At 66.0% G+C, this 14982-nt stretch carries 14 protein-coding genes and 1 pseudogene; 10 read left to right on the top strand and 5 right to left on the bottom strand.

The genetic code is table 11. The features are described from left to right. A partial coding sequence (locus tag ABN028_RS24065; RefSeq protein ID WP_349698265.1) for a GNAT family N-acetyltransferase occupies positions 1–337 on the bottom strand: 337 nt, incomplete at its 3' end. Between the two features lie 130 nt (positions 338–467). Beyond that, positions 468–740: a GNAT family N-acetyltransferase gene (locus ABN028_RS24070; RefSeq protein WP_349698187.1), complete on the bottom strand. Its 273-nt coding sequence runs from the start codon at positions 738–740 to the stop codon at positions 468–470. Positions 741–1149: 409 nt separating this feature from the next. Between ABN028_RS24070 and ABN028_RS24075 the strand changes: the two genes are divergently transcribed. The 6 genes from ABN028_RS24075 to ABN028_RS24100 all read left to right on the top strand — a co-directional run bounded on the left by ABN028_RS24075 (position 1150) and on the right by ABN028_RS24100 (position 7554). Then, a complete protein-coding gene (locus tag ABN028_RS24075; RefSeq protein WP_349698188.1) occupies positions 1150–2622 on the top strand; it encodes an FAD-dependent oxidoreductase in 1473 nt (490 codons plus the stop codon). A 238-nt stretch (positions 2623–2860) separates the two neighbouring features. After that, complete coding sequence (locus ABN028_RS24080; RefSeq protein ID WP_349698266.1) at positions 2861–4024, top strand: cation:proton antiporter; 1164 nt, start codon at positions 2861–2863, stop codon at positions 4022–4024. A gap of 1432 nt (positions 4025–5456) precedes the next feature. Then, positions 5457–6056, top strand: a complete 600-nt coding sequence (locus tag ABN028_RS24085) for a sulfite oxidase-like oxidoreductase (RefSeq protein ID WP_349698189.1) — start codon at positions 5457–5459, stop codon at positions 6054–6056. Further along, the gene (locus ABN028_RS24090) at positions 6026–6772 is read left to right on the top strand and encodes a ferredoxin reductase (RefSeq protein ID WP_349698190.1); all 747 of its coding nucleotides are present in this window, start codon (positions 6026–6028) and stop codon (positions 6770–6772) included. The genes ABN028_RS24085 and ABN028_RS24090 overlap by 31 nt, the downstream gene beginning before the upstream one ends. Before the next feature lie 43 nt (positions 6773–6815). Further along, positions 6816–7076, top strand: coding sequence for a DUF6510 family protein (locus ABN028_RS24095; protein WP_349698191.1), 261 nt, complete (start codon positions 6816–6818; stop codon positions 7074–7076). A gap of 112 nt (positions 7077–7188) precedes the next feature. Beyond that, positions 7189–7554 (top strand): hypothetical protein, encoded by a 366-nt coding sequence (locus ABN028_RS24100; protein ID WP_349698192.1) that lies wholly within the window; start codon positions 7189–7191, stop codon positions 7552–7554. Between the two features lie 680 nt (positions 7555–8234). On the opposite strand, the gene ABN028_RS24105 is transcribed toward ABN028_RS24100, so the two are convergent. From ABN028_RS24105 to ABN028_RS24115, 3 genes and pseudogenes are all read right to left on the bottom strand, one after another. After that, entirely contained in the window at positions 8235–8636 is a 402-nt protein-coding gene (locus ABN028_RS24105; RefSeq protein ID WP_349698193.1) for a cupin domain-containing protein, read from the bottom strand. 1217 nt (positions 8637–9853) lie between these two features. Further along, positions 9854–10495, bottom strand: coding sequence for an NAD(P)-dependent oxidoreductase (locus ABN028_RS24110; protein ID WP_349332366.1), 642 nt, complete (start codon positions 10493–10495; stop codon positions 9854–9856). Between the two features lie 1069 nt (positions 10496–11564). Next, positions 11565–11720: pseudogene (locus ABN028_RS24115) on the bottom strand (transposase domain-containing protein); the annotation flags it as partial. Between the two features lie 470 nt (positions 11721–12190). On the opposite strand from ABN028_RS24115, the gene ABN028_RS24120 reads away from it, so the two are divergent. The 4 genes from ABN028_RS24120 to ABN028_RS24135 all read left to right on the top strand — a co-directional run bounded on the left by ABN028_RS24120 (position 12191) and on the right by ABN028_RS24135 (position 14642). After that, positions 12191–13063: an NADP-dependent oxidoreductase gene (locus tag ABN028_RS24120; RefSeq protein WP_349698267.1), complete on the top strand. Its 873-nt coding sequence runs from the start codon at positions 12191–12193 to the stop codon at positions 13061–13063. A gap of 63 nt (positions 13064–13126) precedes the next feature. After that, the gene (locus tag ABN028_RS24125) at positions 13127–14044 is read left to right on the top strand and encodes an NADP-dependent oxidoreductase (protein ID WP_349332364.1); all 918 of its coding nucleotides are present in this window, start codon (positions 13127–13129) and stop codon (positions 14042–14044) included. A gap of 109 nt (positions 14045–14153) precedes the next feature. Next, entirely contained in the window at positions 14154–14405 is a 252-nt protein-coding gene (locus tag ABN028_RS24130) for a hypothetical protein (protein ID WP_349698195.1), read from the top strand. A 90-nt stretch (positions 14406–14495) separates the two neighbouring features. Continuing rightward, positions 14496–14642 (top strand): hypothetical protein, encoded by a 147-nt coding sequence (locus ABN028_RS24135; RefSeq protein WP_349698196.1) that lies wholly within the window; start codon positions 14496–14498, stop codon positions 14640–14642. Positions 14643–14982 lie beyond the last annotated feature (340 nt).

Here is a 14982-nt window from a genome sequence, read left to right on the forward strand (position 1 = left end):
CCCCGGCTCGTCGAGGCGCTACGGGCTGCCGAGGCTCCGATCGGTCCGCTGTCCTACGTCGCCACCGTCGACGACGTGATCGTGGGCCACGTCCTGCTGAGCGCCTGCCGGCTCGACGCACCCCACCAGCTGGTAGACGGCCTACGTAGGTCATTCCCAGTCGCTCCATCACCGCACGCGAGCGAGTGTTGTGGCGTTCGGTAAACGCGACGACCTCGCTCGAGCCGACCGTGTCGAAGGCGTACGCCAGCCTGGCCCAGCTCCGTCGCCAGCCCGCGTCCCGACGCCGAGGAGAGGATCGCCCAGCCGAGTTCGAGCCGGTGCCGGGCCCATGCATGACCCCGGTCGCCCAGCGTCTCGCCGATTCGGTGCGCCACCTCGGCGTCGGCGGCCATCCGGGACAGGCCACCCCGACCGTCCAGCCCGCCCAGACCAACAAGCCGGCCACCAGACCGGTCGTACGCCATCTACTTGAACACACCGTCCGCCTCCCACGCCGTGCCCATGTGGGTCGCGTTGCGGCGAAGCTCGTCGGTGCTCCATCGGCCGGCGTACCAGAACGGCACCGTGTCGTCGTCGTGGAGGCGGACGAGATCGTCGGTGTGCGAAGGCCCGACTGGCTCGAGCCGGAGCCGTTCAGTGAGCCGCATCCGTACGGCCTTGGCGACGATGTCGCGCAGCCGGTCGTTGTCGGTGACGGTGAGGAGATAGTCCACCTCTCGGCGTACCGCTCCGTCCAACTCCCACCTCCAGTAGGCGATCTGCGTTTCGATCTGGGCGAGTTTCCAGCCAGGTCTCCTCGGTCAGCTCCCTGGCCTGGGCCAGCACGGACGTCCCCCCATCCGAGGACCAACGGGTGATCCTGGGCGGCCGAGCCTGGAGTGATCCTGATACGGCGGGGCGCCCTCCTGCCCTGGTGGGCGGCGGGTGGGGGAGGAGGTGGGGCTCGACGGAACATGTGCCTGGGCTTTGTCAGCGGCCGTCGTCCTTGGCGTGCCCGCGGGCTTGGCTGTGCGGCGTGTGGATCGGCGGGGATGGGTATGGCGATACCGACTGCTGGCGTGGTGAAGGGTCTGTGGCAACGGGCCGCACCGGCTGCGCGGCGAGGATCTGCCTAAGGATGGAAGGCCAGTCCACGGAGGATGCGTAATGGCGACTGTCGAGTTGTACCCCGATGACGTTCATAACCAGCGGACGATCCGTCAGGGTCACCCGCCTGACTGGGTCAATCGGGAAGGTGGTGACTATGACCTGGTGGTGCTCGGTGGCGGACCGGGCGGGCTCATCGCCGCCACGACTGCTGCCGCAGGCGGGCTCCGTGTCGCGATGACGGAGCAGCGACTGACTGGCGGTACCTGTGTCAACTTTGGCTGTACGCCGAGCAAGGCGCTGATTCGCTGTGCACGCGCGGTGCACGATGCGGGTCGCGGGGGAGAGTTTGGCTTTCGGCTTGACACCCCACCTCGAGTTGATTTCGGGTCGGTCATGGAGCGGGTCCGCAGGATACGTTCCATGAGCAGCTCAGGCGATGCGGTCGAGGTGGCCGAGCAGGCGGGGGTGGAGGTCTACCTTGGGCACACGCGCTTCACCGCGCCGAATGCCGTGGAGGTCGATGGCCGGCCGCTGCGATTTCAGAAGGCTGTGATCGCCACCGGATCGGATCCCGTGGTGCCGCCCATCGAGGGACTGCGGACGGGTGAGTACCTGACCAACGAGACCGTCTTCTCCCTGACCGAGCTGCCGGCCAGGCTGGTCGTCATCGGCGGCGGTCCGCTGGGATGCGAGTTGGCCCAGGCTTTCCGCCGTCTCGGCAGCGAGGTGGATTTGGTCAGCCGTCCCAGGACCCTGCTGCCCAGGGATGAGCCGGAGGTCGGTGAGCTGATCGGTCGCCGGTTCGAGCAGGAAGGGTTAAGGCTCCATCTGGGGTTCACGGCAGTACGGGCAGGCGACGGCAGTTTGCTGGTGCAAGGCCCCGACGGGACGCGCGAGCTGGCTTATGATGCGCTGCTGCTCGCCGCCGGTCGCAAGCCGAACGTGGAACACCTGGACCTGGGCGCGGCAGGCGTGCACGTCGCCAGGTATGGCGTGGAGGTGGACGAGTACCTGTGCTCCGGCAACGCCAACATCTATGCCGTTGGCGATGCGGCCTTCCCACAGAAGTTCACCCACGCGGCCATGGCGACAGCGCGGCTGTCTATTGCGAACACGCTGGATGGAGCGCGTCGCCCGGCCCGGGAGCTTGTCATTCCCCACTGCACCTACACCGATCCCGAGGTGGCCGAGGTGGGCCTGACCCCGCGCCGAGCCCGCGACGAAGGTGTCGAGATCGACGCTTACCGGCTCGAGCTGGCCAAGGTGGAGCGGGCGTTCATCGACGGCGAGGAGGAGGGGTTCGGGGCGATCTACACCCGCAGCGGCAGCGGCGAGATCGTAGGAGCGACGCTTGTGGCGGCACACGCCGGTGAGATGATCAGCGAACTAACGCTGGCGATCACAAACCAGCTGCCACTAGAGGCGCTGGCCAACACGGTGCACTGCTACCCAACGCAGGCCGAGGTCTTCCAACGGATCGCACTACAGCACGCCAAACCCCAAAAGGTCGCAGTGCCCCACCCGCGGTGAGGCCGTGTAGTAAGACGTTGTCAGGTCGGTGTGAGTGATTCGATGGTGACCGGGTTGTTGGCAGGTAGGGCAGGTGTCGGCTAAGAGCGCGAGCACGATTTGGAGCTCGCGGAGAACCGCGTAGAAGCTATGCCCGGCGCTGGGGCCTTGGGGCGGCGCCGCTTAAGGCGCGGTATGGCGTACGACAGGCGTCGGGTGGTGGGTGCTTAGCCCGAGGGAGGGGGCGGGCGTGCCCGAGGTGTCGTTCGCGAACCTGTTCTTTGTCTCGCTGATCGCCCTGTGCGCGCCGACCGTCCTGGGGTTCTTCCCCCGCTCGGGTATTCCATCAGTTGTCGTGGCGATCGCGGCGGGTGTCGTGCTGGGCCCTGCCGGGCTGAAGCTGATTAGGGTGGACAGCCCGCTCGAGATTCTGGCCCTACTTGGGCTGGCGTTTCTGCTATTTCTGGCCGGCCTCGAGATCGACGTACGCCGCATGCGAGGCCATCTGTTGCGCGCGGTGCTGGCTGGCTATGGCTTGACGTTGGTGCTCAGTGTCCTTGCCGGGTTGCTGTTCGACGCACTGGACTGGGTGCGCAGCCCGCTACTGCTCGCGGTCACGCTGTCGGCGACCTCGCTGGGCCTGGTCGTTCCGGTGCTCACCGATGCCGGGGAGGCGGAGGGTGCAACCGGCCTGAGGGTGCTCGCCGCGGCCTCGGTGGCAGAGTTCGGCGGCGTGCTGCTGCTGTCCCTACTGTTCTCCACGTCGGGCGGAAGCATCGGCGAGCGGATCGTCATGCTGGTCGTGTTCGCAGCCCTGGTCGCGGCCGTCGGTGTCGCGGTGTCCCTTGCCGGCCGTTCGATGCGGCTCGGCGGCGTGCTCCGGCGCTTGCAGGACACCACTGCCGAGCTCCGCGTCCGGGCGGCGGTGGCGCTGCTGATCGGTTTCGTGGTGCTGGCCCAGAGGTTCGGCCTGGAGACCATTCTCGGCGCGTTCGTTGCCGGCGTCATAGTCGGCATCGTCGATCATGACACCACCACCCACCCGAGATTCCGGGCGAAGCTCGAGGCAATTGGCTACGGGTTCCTGGTCCCGGTCTTCTTCATCACCAGCGGGTTGCAACTGGACCTGCGTGGACTAGTCGCCAGCCCCTCGGCGCTACTGCGAGTGCCCGCGTTCCTGCTCGCACTGCTGATCGTCCACGGTGTACCGGCCGCACTCTACGTTCGGGCCGTTGGCACGCGGGCCTCGATCGCGGCAGGCCTGTTGCAGGCCACCTCGCTTCCACTGATCGTCGTCGCGGCAGAGATCGGGGTGGTGCAGGATCTACTGTCGCCGGTCAACGCGGCGGCGCTGGTCGGGGCCGGTCTGCTGTCCACGCTGATCTTCCCCGCGGCCGCGCTTGCGTTGCTCCGCCGCTCGTAATGGGTCATTCTCGCCACGGTCGTGGTCTTGATCCAGCCACCGATCCAGCCGTTCGCGCAAGCACGCCCGAACCAGCCCAACCATGGCCGAGATCTCATTCGATGGAGCGAGCGCATCGGTGTAATCATGCGGAGCCACAACAAGCTGCTCCCCCTGCTGGGCCGCCCCCTACACACGGCCGCCGGAGAGCTACCGTCGTCCGGCAGGGACGGCGCCGAGGGCGGAGCAGGCTCGGTCCAGTCTCGAGCATTTGAGCGTTCTGCTTGGAGTATCAGTTGCTCTCATCCGTCGATCCCGGATGTGGTGAGCTACCGGCCGGTTGGTAGCCATACGGGAGACCGGCGTGGTTCGGCGGGACCTCACACGCTTTCGCACCGACGTGCTTGTCCGTGAGATCCTCGATCATCGGGCAGCGTCGAACCTTCCGTACTTCGTTTTCGGAGCTGTATCCGCCCATCCCTGGCGGGATCTCCAGGCTGGCCGACACGAGGCGCAGGCTCGTACCGAGCTGTGCCGTCTGGGGATCACAGAGCCGGCTCTGTCGGCGCGGCCGGGGAGCGCGCCGCAGACGTGAGCGCCAACGGCAGGGATTGAGAGGGCCAGGAGCCGAAGTACCCAAGGGGCGGCCGGCTGTCACCCGCGCAGAATGCCGCCCGCGTGACTGTTCGGGTCCCGTCGGCGTCCCAGGCCCCCATGGTGCAACGGAACCCGGACGGTTCTCCGCTCCTGCCACGATCGTCTTTTGTTTGCGACGACATCGGGAGGCCCCTACGCTGCACAGGCATCGGCTGATCGTTCGAACTCAGCAGGATGACCTCACTCCTCGCTCGCCCTCAAGACAGAGGTCAGGATCTGATCTCGCCTTACCTGAGCTTGACACAGAGGCGATCGTCGCCTCGATCACCCAGAGGTGCCGTCCACTGCGACAACCCTGACCACGGCGCGGCCAGCAACGCCAAGGCCAACTCTGAGTTGGGGCTGACCCTGGAGTACCCGTCATGGCGGGAGGAATTCCGAGAGTTGTTCGATTGATCGTCTCGGGGTGGCCCAGGCAAAGGGCCTCACTGGCCAAGACGCCGCCTGTCGGGTAGTTGAGCTGGCCAGAGCCGAAGGCCTCGTCTGTAAGGACGTGTGTGCGATCAGGTGCCCAGTCGGCAGTATCCGCCCTACCTCTCCCGTTCTTCTTGTGTCCCACTCGTTCCGGGAGGGCACAAGCGCCACCGGTCAGGGTGGGAGCGGTCGGCGCCGATGTCGATGTCGACGACGACAGCTCGTTCGTAGCGTGCGACGACCCGACCCGACCCGAGCCGAGCCTGGTTGCGGGTCAGGTCGTTCGAGCTGGCCGAAGGTCTTGGTGGCCGGATCCAGGTCTGTCACTGGTCCCTCATCTCGATGAGGTGTTTGGGGGAGCCGTACCGGGAAGACTGTTCCGGTGGGGATCAAGTCTCCCGGTTTCCATGGCCGGCCGCGCTCGTCCGGGCCGCAGCTACCGCCCGGCCAGTACCTGACCGAGGACTTCCCGGTGCTCTCGGCGGGCCCGACACCGCGGGTCTTGCCGGATCAATGGGAGTTCGTCGTCACGACGGAGTCTGGGCAGAAGCACCGTTGGTCATGGGCCGATCTGATGGACCTGCCTAGCGAGGAGCCGACGGTCGACATCCACTGCGTCACGAAGTGGTCCAAGCTGGACACCACATGGGAGGGCGTGTCGCTGGACGTGCTGCTGTCCGATGTGGAGACCGCCGCCGACTTCGCGCTCGTCCACTCCTACGGCGGCTACACCACCAACCTGCCGCTCGAAGACCTCCTCGACGGTCAGGCATGGATCGCTTACAAGTACGACGGCGACGACCTCGCACCGGAGCACGGCGGGCCGGCCCGGCTGCTCCTTCCGCACCTGTACTTCTGGAAGTCGGCCAAGTGGGTCCGCGGCATCCAGCTGCGGCTCGACGACGAGCCCGGGTTCTGGGAGAGCGCCGGCTACCACGACTACGGTGACCCGTGGCGCGAGCAGCGGTATCAGGGCGACTGACCTGGCGGGTGGGTCGGCTGGTCGAGGCCCAGCGGGAGACCGCGACGGCCCGCACGCTGGTCCTCGACGTGCCCGGCTGGCCCCGACACTTGCCGGGACAACACGTCGACGTCAGGCTGACCGCCGAGGACGGCTACTCGGCCCAGCGCAGCTACTCGATCGCCGCGCCCGCCGACGGCGACCGGGTCGAGCTGACCGTCCAGAGCGTGCCCGGCGGCGAGGTGTCGCCGTACCTCGTCGACGTCTTCACGATCGGCGACCCGGTGGAGGTGCGCGGACCGGTCGGCGGCTGGTTCGTGTGGCGCCCGGATGCCACCGACCCGGTGCTGCTGGTCGGCGGCGGCTCCGGCATCGTGCCGCTGATGGCGATGGTCCGGGCCCGGCGGGCGGCGGGTAGCCGCACCCCCTTCCGTCTGCTCTACTCTGTGCGGACGCCGGCCGACGTCTACTACGCCGACGAGCTGCGCCGCCTCGCCCGCGACGACGGCGGCCTCGACGTGACGTACGCCTATACGCGCGCCGCCCCGGACAGCTGGCCCGTGCCGCCGCGCCGGATCGGCGTCGCCGACGTCAACACCGCCGGCTGGCCGGCCGACTTCGCACCGGCGTGCTTTGTCTGTGGGTCGACCGGCTTCGTCGAGACGGTCGCCGACATCCTCGTCGCGCTCGGCCACGACCCGCGGCGGGTCAGGACCGAACGCTTCGGCCCAAACTAACCGGCAGACGCCCCAGCGAACCGGGAGACACAGTGAGGTTGAGATGACCGATCAGTACGTGGATGGCAACGCGCTCGCCGGCCCGCTGCGGGAGGTCTTTGCGGTGGATGTCACCGCGGCCACCAGCCGCTGCGCCGGCTGCGGCCGAACCGGCCCGGTGGCGACCCTGCACGTGTACACGCATGCGCCCGGCCTGGTTGGCCGCTGCCCGGGATGCGACGGGGTGGTGCTGCGGCTGGTCCGCGGCCCCGAAAGCGCGTGGCTCGACTTGCGCGGCTGTGTGTTCCTGCGCGTACCCCTGTGACGCCGCCGCGGCATTCGAGGCCGCAGCCATGGCTCTGGTAGCGGGTCGGCATGCTGAGGTGACGATCAGGGCAACGAGCATGCGAGTGCTTCCTCCGCTCCACAGTCCGGCTATGGAGTGCCTCGCCGGGTGCTCCCGGGCTACCGCAGCTCGCGCCGCGTTGACCGGGCAACGCACCCACACGCCGACGTCGGTGGCCGGCATGGTCGAAGCCCTCCCGGTACTACGCGCCACCCGCGGCTCAGCGGTCAAGTCCCGCCGCGCCGGGCTCCAGGCGTTGCACAACCGCATCGTCGAAGCCGCCGCCGAACTACGCGACCAGCTGCGCCACACCCAGATCACCGGGCTGGTGAACCAGATCGCACCCGAACTCACCGCCGCCATCGGCATCGGCCGCGAGCTCGCCGCCGCCGCGTACGCAAGGGGTGCCCTTGCGTACCGCGGACTCCGTGCGCACTCTCGCCGGAACGCCGGGTGAAGCTTCACTCATGTCGAGCTGGTGGTCCTGAGGTGCGTTGGCACCATCGGTATCGGTGTCGTTGCGGGCCGTTGTAGGTCAGCGCCCAGGTCTCCTCCCAACAGCGGCCCCACACCGGCGTCGAGCAGCCGCGGGGCCGCAGTAGGGCGGGCGGGTCCTGGGGGTGCGGACTCAGGACCAGAGCACCCGGCTGGTAGTGCCGGCTTCTACAAACAAGGCCCGGCCCTCGCGCCGTCAGACACGCGAGGGCCGGGGCTCTCTTCGGTTGGGCCGGAACCGCGTGAGAGGCATCAAACCTGATCCCCACAGGCGGTCCGACCTAAACACTCTTGCGCAGTTAGGTCTCGTCGTCGTCAGAGTCGCGGTTTCCCTCACGCCGCAGGATCTGGGCTCGGTCGGCCAAGCTCGTCGAGGTAGACGGGTCCGTGGGCGGCACCGATAACCCGCTACCTCGGCTGCCAGTCATCTTGTGTCAAGGCGCGAGCCTCGGCGAGGTGGTCTGGGGAGGGGTGGTCTCACTCGTCACCACGTCGTCGCTGGCCGACCCTGCCAGGCGTACCCGTCAGACCGGCGAGGACGGCCGGCAGTTTCGGGCCACGTTCGTGGACGACACTGCCGATGCGCCGGCGTACGTCGAAGACTCCTGGGTCGGGGATCGTGTGGACCGGAGGATCCGACGACTACCGCGTCGGCGCGGGAATCCGCTTGCTCGCCTTGGCCGCAAGCTCTTCGTCATCGACGAATGTGATCATCTCGACTCCAGGAGCGCACAGCATCACCACGACGAGCCGGCTCGTCCTATCTGCAAGCAGGTTCGAGATCGTGTAGTGGATGACAGCGCCGCCCGGTTCCCAGAAAGCTTCTCCGGCCTTGACCGGATAAGGCGCCTCACCCTCGAGCTCGAACAACATCTCCCCTTCGAGCATGTAGCCGAAAACGGGACCGGAGTGACGGTGAGGAGCGATACCTGGATCTCCCGGAGGTAGCTCAAGGAGTCGGACCATCGCGGAGGAACCCTGCGCGACAAACGGCGGCACGACCTCCAACAGATCCTTCTCTACCAGGTTTGAAACAAGAGGCATACAAGAAGATTAGCTCCTCTGGTCCAGCCCCGCTGCTGTTCAATGCACGCCTGCACAAGAGGTTCTGCTCACCCCGCTGCCGAGCAGCCAGCTGGCGCGCCCGCCACACCCACATCGACGACGTTCCGAGCGACGTACATCCCGTGAACGGCGTTCAAGCCAGCAACGGCGTTCAGCGCTGTCAACACGGCCAGCAAGAGCTCGCCGTCATCGCGCCATCCTCGTCCCACCGTCCATATCCGACCACCGGAGGTGACGATCAACCCCACCTGTACAACCCCGGCCGATCGCCAGGTCGGTAACATTTGCCGAGCGGCAGCATCGTGACTGCACGGACCGGGCCTACGAACCGTGACCCTCAACCCACCGGCGCGTAAGCGAAGCGGGTTGGAATCCCCTGCTTTCAGGTGGGGAGGGCGTCACCACGTTGAGCCCCATCGAAGTTCGAGTGCTTGACCGGACTGAGTTTGCTGCCCGCCTTGCCCAGGAGGAGAACCACCGTATGACGTGCACCACCGACTGCGCTCTCATCGCTTTCATGTTCGAGGCTGGCCTCCTGAAGCGCACACCGCGCACAGGCTGGGCCGTTGCGGGTGCGCAAGATGGGGTCGAGTCGGTCACGATGGTCCACGGCACCTGTCCGGCAGGTACCAGGCGCTCCTGCGCCCGCTTGCCGGAATAGTCGGGAATTTACTGGATGCGATGTTCTTGGACGATCGAGAGCAACACGTGGTGCCGAAATCCGTTTGCTGATCGGCTTCCAGTAGATTTGCGCGGCGGTGGCAAAGTATGTCGTTGCGGCCTCACGTAAGCGGGCGGCGAGCTGATCGCATCGACAGCAACATCGACGCCGGCTAAAGCCTCGTCCAGCCCTCGACCGGTCAATAAGTCAACGCCGTGCGACCGGCTAATCGGAACAGGGTCGTGCCCGTGGCGGTGCAGGGCGGCAACGGCGAGGGAGCGATGTTCCCGGATGCGCCGGCAAACGGCCACATGCATGCTTGGCTCCCATGTCAGGAGATCGCCGAATCACCGTTTACGAGGTAGCCCCCGCAGGCACGGCCATGAAGAAGTGCAGGGCCCGCGGATTGACGGTGCGGGCGATCTCACGGGGGAGGTCACGGATGGCGAGTGTGATCGCGCATGCGTCGTCGCAGCCGGTGATGCTGGCGTTGGAGAAGCCGCACGGGCGGGTTGTGCCTCTCGATCGGCTCCGGTCAGTAGGCGACGCTGATACGGGACCTCGGATGCTCAGCCCTCTCGATCTCGCCGATGAACGCGACGGCGTAGTCCTCGGTACTGATGTGGCTGTTGCCTTCGCCGTCGGTCAGCAGGGCGTCACCGCCGACGCGGAAGTTTCCGGTGCGTTCGCCGGGGGCGATGCTCGCGGCCGGGCAGATGTAGGTCCAGTCGAGGTCGTCGACCTTGCGCAGTCCGGCGAGCAGATCGGCGTGGGCCTGGGCCTCAGGCTTGACTGCGGCCGGGAAACCGGGCGTGTCCAACAGAACCGTGTCCGGCGCCACTCGGAGTGAGCCAGCACCGCCAACGATGACGACACGGCGCACACCGCTGGCGCGCACACCGACGAGCAAAGCGTGGTACAGGGCGACGAACGGGGCGCGCGGATCGGAGCCATCACGCGGCGGCACCAGCGCCGAGGCCACCACGTCGGCGCCCTTGACCAGTTCGGCAACTCTTTCGGCCGACCCGGCCTCGGCCGCCACTGCGGTCAGGAGTGGGCTGTCCACGGGGGCGCGTCCGGAGCGGGAGACAGCCACGACCTCGTGGCCACGGCGCACGGCCTCGGCCGCGATAGCGCTGCCTACCATGCCTGTGGCACCGAACAACACGATCTTCATGGGGTGTTTCCTGCATCTCTTGCGCGCATGTAGTTGGGATGAGCCGGACCCGTGATCACAATTCGACCGCCGTACGCCCTGAAGCGTCACGGTGCCCTTTCCCAGGCGGCTTCCCGGCAAACCCTCCGTACGGAGACGTATGCCTCAGCTGGTTGCCGATCGCCCCATCCCGGTGCCAGGGTGAGGGCTGAGGACGAAGCATGTAATAGCTGCGATATCGGACCGATTGCCGAACCATCGCGGTGTCGCCGTCCTGACACTGGATGACCGTCTCCCACCCGGTTCCCAGAACACCTCGCCAGCGCGTTACGACCCGCCGCGTGATCTGCACCAGCTGCTGAGCCTCGGCCGGCTCCAAGTCCCGGACAACACACCTCAGGCGCCCGTGCCATGACTTACCCCCCAGCCACAGCCTCCCAGCACCAGCCACCCCCAGCACAAGCCGACACCATTACAGCGCCAACGTTTCCTGACGAGGCACTCTAGAAGCGAGCGTCGCGAGGGACGAAGACAGGCCCTCCCGGCGCAGGATCGCGCCCTTCTGACCGTTAGGAGCGTTCTCGTATTCTGCGACGATCGCCAACTTGTACTCCCGGCTGAACACCCGCCGGAAGGGGCGTGGCCCCGGGTCGGCCCCGAGGTCGAAGGAACGGACCGGTCATCAGATGGGGTGGACACGTGCACAAGGATCTCCGATCCCGCCCTCGATCAGGTAGCCGAGGACTGACTCCCGGTGTCTCTCCTCAGTCTGACAAAGAGGGTGCTGCGGGTCCGCGCAGACACCACCACCACGGATGTGAGCGGGACATCAGTAGCGATGACATTCCTCGGATGTGGTAACAGCAGCAGCGACAACGAAAGGTCCACTCAAAACCGCGATTCTTGTGGAGCCGGATTTCTCGGTCGAAACCGAACCTGCAGGAGAAGAGAAGGCCTTCTCCTGCAGAACATCCACCGACACGTCAAGACTTAGTAGTTACAAGAAGTTGTCGAAGTCGCCCAACGCACATCTCTACGTGCTGACCTCTTCATGGAATTTGAGACAGATCGGGAAGTAGCCCCTCGGCGAACGCAGTCTGCGCTGCACAGTTTTGGTCTGCTCCAGGACGTCATCGACCGCTTCGAACGGCAGGTACGAAGTCAACTCGCCCAGATGGCCCGGCGCGAAGACGTCCGCGACGACCGTGATGAACCGCGAGACAGGGACGGTGGGAACCTCGGACATGCGACGGACTCCTGTGAAACAAGGTAATCTTGACAATCCCATGATCTATCGGAGTTCCGTGTACATTTCATCGTCGCGCAACCTTCGACCAAGGGTGACCAACCATGTATTGACCTTCCCGCGGTCGCCTTAACTACGGGGCATTGCTGCGTGATACGGCTGCGCCGCACCCCTGACGGACGTCTGTGGTGTGCAGGGCGGCATCTATCGGGGAACGGGGGGCAACGGTCAAGGACCCCTCGTTACGGGGGCTCTCGCATGCGTCGAATGCGCCATCAGCGGTGTACGGTCGATGGGCAGAGAGTGGCGCTGTAGCGCGCCTCAATGTGGTCGATCTGCGGGGTAAGACGCCGCGCTCCGACACCGCTAATACTGGCGGAACGAAAGTGTCGTGCAAGCCAGGAACTAGATACGGGGGGTGCCGGATGAAGGCGATTGTTGTGACAGATGAGGCAGCGGGAACGGCCGGGATGACACTGGTAGATCGGCCCGAGCCGGAACCGGCGACAAACGACGTCGTCGTTCAGGTTCATGCGTCGGGGTTCACCTCGGGTGAGCTGACGTGGCCGTCGACGTGGACTGATCGCCTTGGCCGTGACCGAACACCGTCGACTCCCGGGCAAGAGCTGGCCGGAGTGGTCACCGCTCTCGGCTATGGCACGAGAGGGCTGTCGGTGGGACAGCGGGTGTTCGGCCTCACGGACTCGTATCGCGGCGGCGGGCTGGCGGAGTATGTGGCGATCGAGGCACGCAACCTCGCGCCGCTGCCGGCCGACGTTGACTTCACGGTGGGCGCGAGCCTGCCGATGCCAGGTCTGACTGCGTGGCAAGGGCTGTTCGAGCACGGCCGTCTTCAGGCGGGGCAGAGCGTCCTCGTGCACGGCGCGGCTGGCTCAGTCGGTTCGATGGTGACGCAACTGGCACGTGAGTTTGGTGCCTACGTCATCGGCACCGGACGCGCGGCCGACCGTCAGAAGGCGCTCGATTTCGGCGCGATGGAGTTCGTCGACCTTGAGAACGACACGCTGGAAGACGTCGGCGGCGTCGATCTGTTGTTCGACGTCATTGGCAGCGACATCCAGGAGCGGTCCGCAGGCGTGATCCGAGCTGGAGGAACACTGGTGACCATCGCCGGGCCGCCCGAGGCGCGGCCCGCGGACGGCTTGGCGATCGACTTTGTAGTTGCGTCCGATCGTGCCCAACTGGGTGAGATTGTCCACCGGGTGCGGGACCGGCGATTGCGGACGAACATCGGCAACGTCGCAACCCTCGACGACGCCGTCGCCGCCTTCAATCCGACCGAGCGGATCAGCGGGCAGACGATCATCCGCATTCGTCCGTGAGCGACTCGCGCCCATCGATGCAACATTTCCATCAAAGAGACAATGCCTGAGGAGACAATTCCCATGAAGGCGATCGTGGTGACGGACCAGGCTGCGGGAACGGCCGGGATGACGCTGGTGGAGCGGCCCGAGCCGCCGGCAGCGATAAACGACGTCATCGTTCAGATACATGCGTCGGGATTCGTCCCGACTGAGCTGGAGTGGCCCTCGACCTGGACCGATCGCATGGACCGTGACCGAACACCGTCGATCCCTGGGCACGAGATGGCCGGAGTGGTCACCGCTCTCGGGTACGGCACGACCGGTCTGTCTGTGGGACAGCGGGTGTTCGGCCTCACGGACTGGCATCGCGACGGCACCCTGGCGGAGTACGTGGCCGTCGAGGCACGCAACCTCGCGCCCCTGCCAGGCGACGTCGACTTCACGGTGGGCGCGAGCCTGCCAATCTCGGGCCTGACCGCGTGGCAAGGGCTGTTCGACCACGGCCGCCTTCGGGCGGGGCAGAGCGTCCTCGCGCACGGCGCGGCCGGCGCAGTCGGGACGATGGTGACGCAACTCGCGCGCGAGGCTGGCGCGTATGTCATCGGTACGGGGCGCGGTGCCGACCGTCAGAAGGCACTCGACTTCGGCGCGCAGGAGTTCGTCGACCTCGACAACGACGCTCTGGAAGACGTCGGCGGTGTCGATCTGGTTTTCGATGTCATCGGCGGAGACATCGGGAGGCGGTCCGCAGGCCTGATTCGCGCCGCAGGAACGCTGGTGAGTGTCGTCGGGCCGCCGGGGGCGCGGCCCGCCGACGGCCTGGCGGTCGACTTCGTTGTCGAGTCCGATCGTGGCCAACTGGGCGAGATCGTCCAGCGGGTGCGGGACCGACGACTGCGGACGAACATCGGCAACGTCGCGACCCTCGACGACGCCTTTGCGGCCCTCAATCCGACCGAGCGCCGAAAGGGGAAAACGATCATCAGCGTCCGTCCGTGAGGACTCGGAGACGCGATTGTCGGGCTGTTGGTCGGCACAGCCAGGCTGGCGTTCCCTGAGCAACTGGTGAGATCAAGCTCGTCGCCAATATATAGCCAGCTAGTGTTGCGTGACTCTGATGAGTTTACTTGGCGTTGTTGTCCACGAGTTTCTTGATGTCGGTCTGGACGAGTTGAACTTTGGCGAGGATCTCGTCGGCTGCGGCGGTCCAGGTGAACGGCTCGGTGTTGGTGTTCCAGTGCTCGATGTAGACGCGATCTGGCTAATGAGGACCTTGATCGAGCCGAAGGTGCCCCGGCGGATCGACATACCGAACCAGGTCTCGATCTGGCTAATCCAGGTCTCGACCCGACCCGGTTGAAATGGAATTTCACCCAGGTCGATTCGCCCAAGGCCAGGCCATCACCCGCGCTATTGGTAGGCAGTTCAACCAACACGAACAGGAGACCCTATGTCCGAGTCCTATTCGCTCCCCACTGAGCCCGAAGGTGTCATCCCGTCGCTGATTGAGCGACCTAACTCCGGCAAGGTCAGCGCGATGGAGACCTTGTACGAAGGAGCCGTGCTCATCGCGGACGACGGGGCGAACCGTCACTGATCGCGCCGAGATCGCTGCCGAACTCGAGCGCGATATCAGCCTCGGCCTGCCGCTGGAGGCCCAAGGCGCACCATGTGTTCGTTGCCGGCGATATCGCACAGGCAGCTCTCGGCGATGGGCCCACTCGTCAGCGTTGGCGTCGACGATCATCGCCACGTGGTGAAACTGCCCGTATCACGGAAGATTAGCTTTCCACGCTCAAGCCTCACGTGAACGGGCCGTCGGTTGGGTAATACCACGGCGCTGCATGTAGTCGAGATTTTGGACTTGTGCGGTAGTCGTCAAGTCATATGAGACAGGTTGTGCCTACAGGGTTGGTTGTGGCCGGTCGGTGGGTTGG

This window comes from Actinopolymorpha sp. B17G11 (genome assembly GCF_040196095.1).
Classification (GTDB): Bacteria; Actinomycetota; Actinomycetes; order Propionibacteriales; family Actinopolymorphaceae; genus Thermasporomyces.

Coding starts and splice junctions, on each gene's coding strand:
- ABN028_RS24075 (WP_349698188.1), top strand. CDS start 1,150: ATGGCGACTGTCGAGTTGTACCCCGATGACGTTCATAACCAGCGGACG.
- ABN028_RS24095 (WP_349698191.1), top strand. CDS start 6,816: ATGACCGATCAGTACGTGGATGGCAACGCGCTCGCCGGCCCGCTGCGG.
- ABN028_RS24100 (WP_349698192.1), top strand. CDS start 7,189: ATGGAGTGCCTCGCCGGGTGCTCCCGGGCTACCGCAGCTCGCGCCGCG.
- ABN028_RS24105 (WP_349698193.1), bottom strand. CDS start 8,636: ATGCCTCTTGTTTCAAACCTGGTAGAGAAGGATCTGTTGGAGGTCGTG.
- ABN028_RS24110 (WP_349332366.1), bottom strand. CDS start 10,495: ATGAAGATCGTGTTGTTCGGTGCCACAGGCATGGTAGGCAGCGCTATC.
- ABN028_RS24120 (WP_349698267.1), top strand. CDS start 12,191: ATGACACTGGTAGATCGGCCCGAGCCGGAACCGGCGACAAACGACGTC.
- ABN028_RS24125 (WP_349332364.1), top strand. CDS start 13,127: ATGAAGGCGATCGTGGTGACGGACCAGGCTGCGGGAACGGCCGGGATG.
- ABN028_RS24135 (WP_349698196.1), top strand. CDS start 14,496: ATGTCCGAGTCCTATTCGCTCCCCACTGAGCCCGAAGGTGTCATCCCG.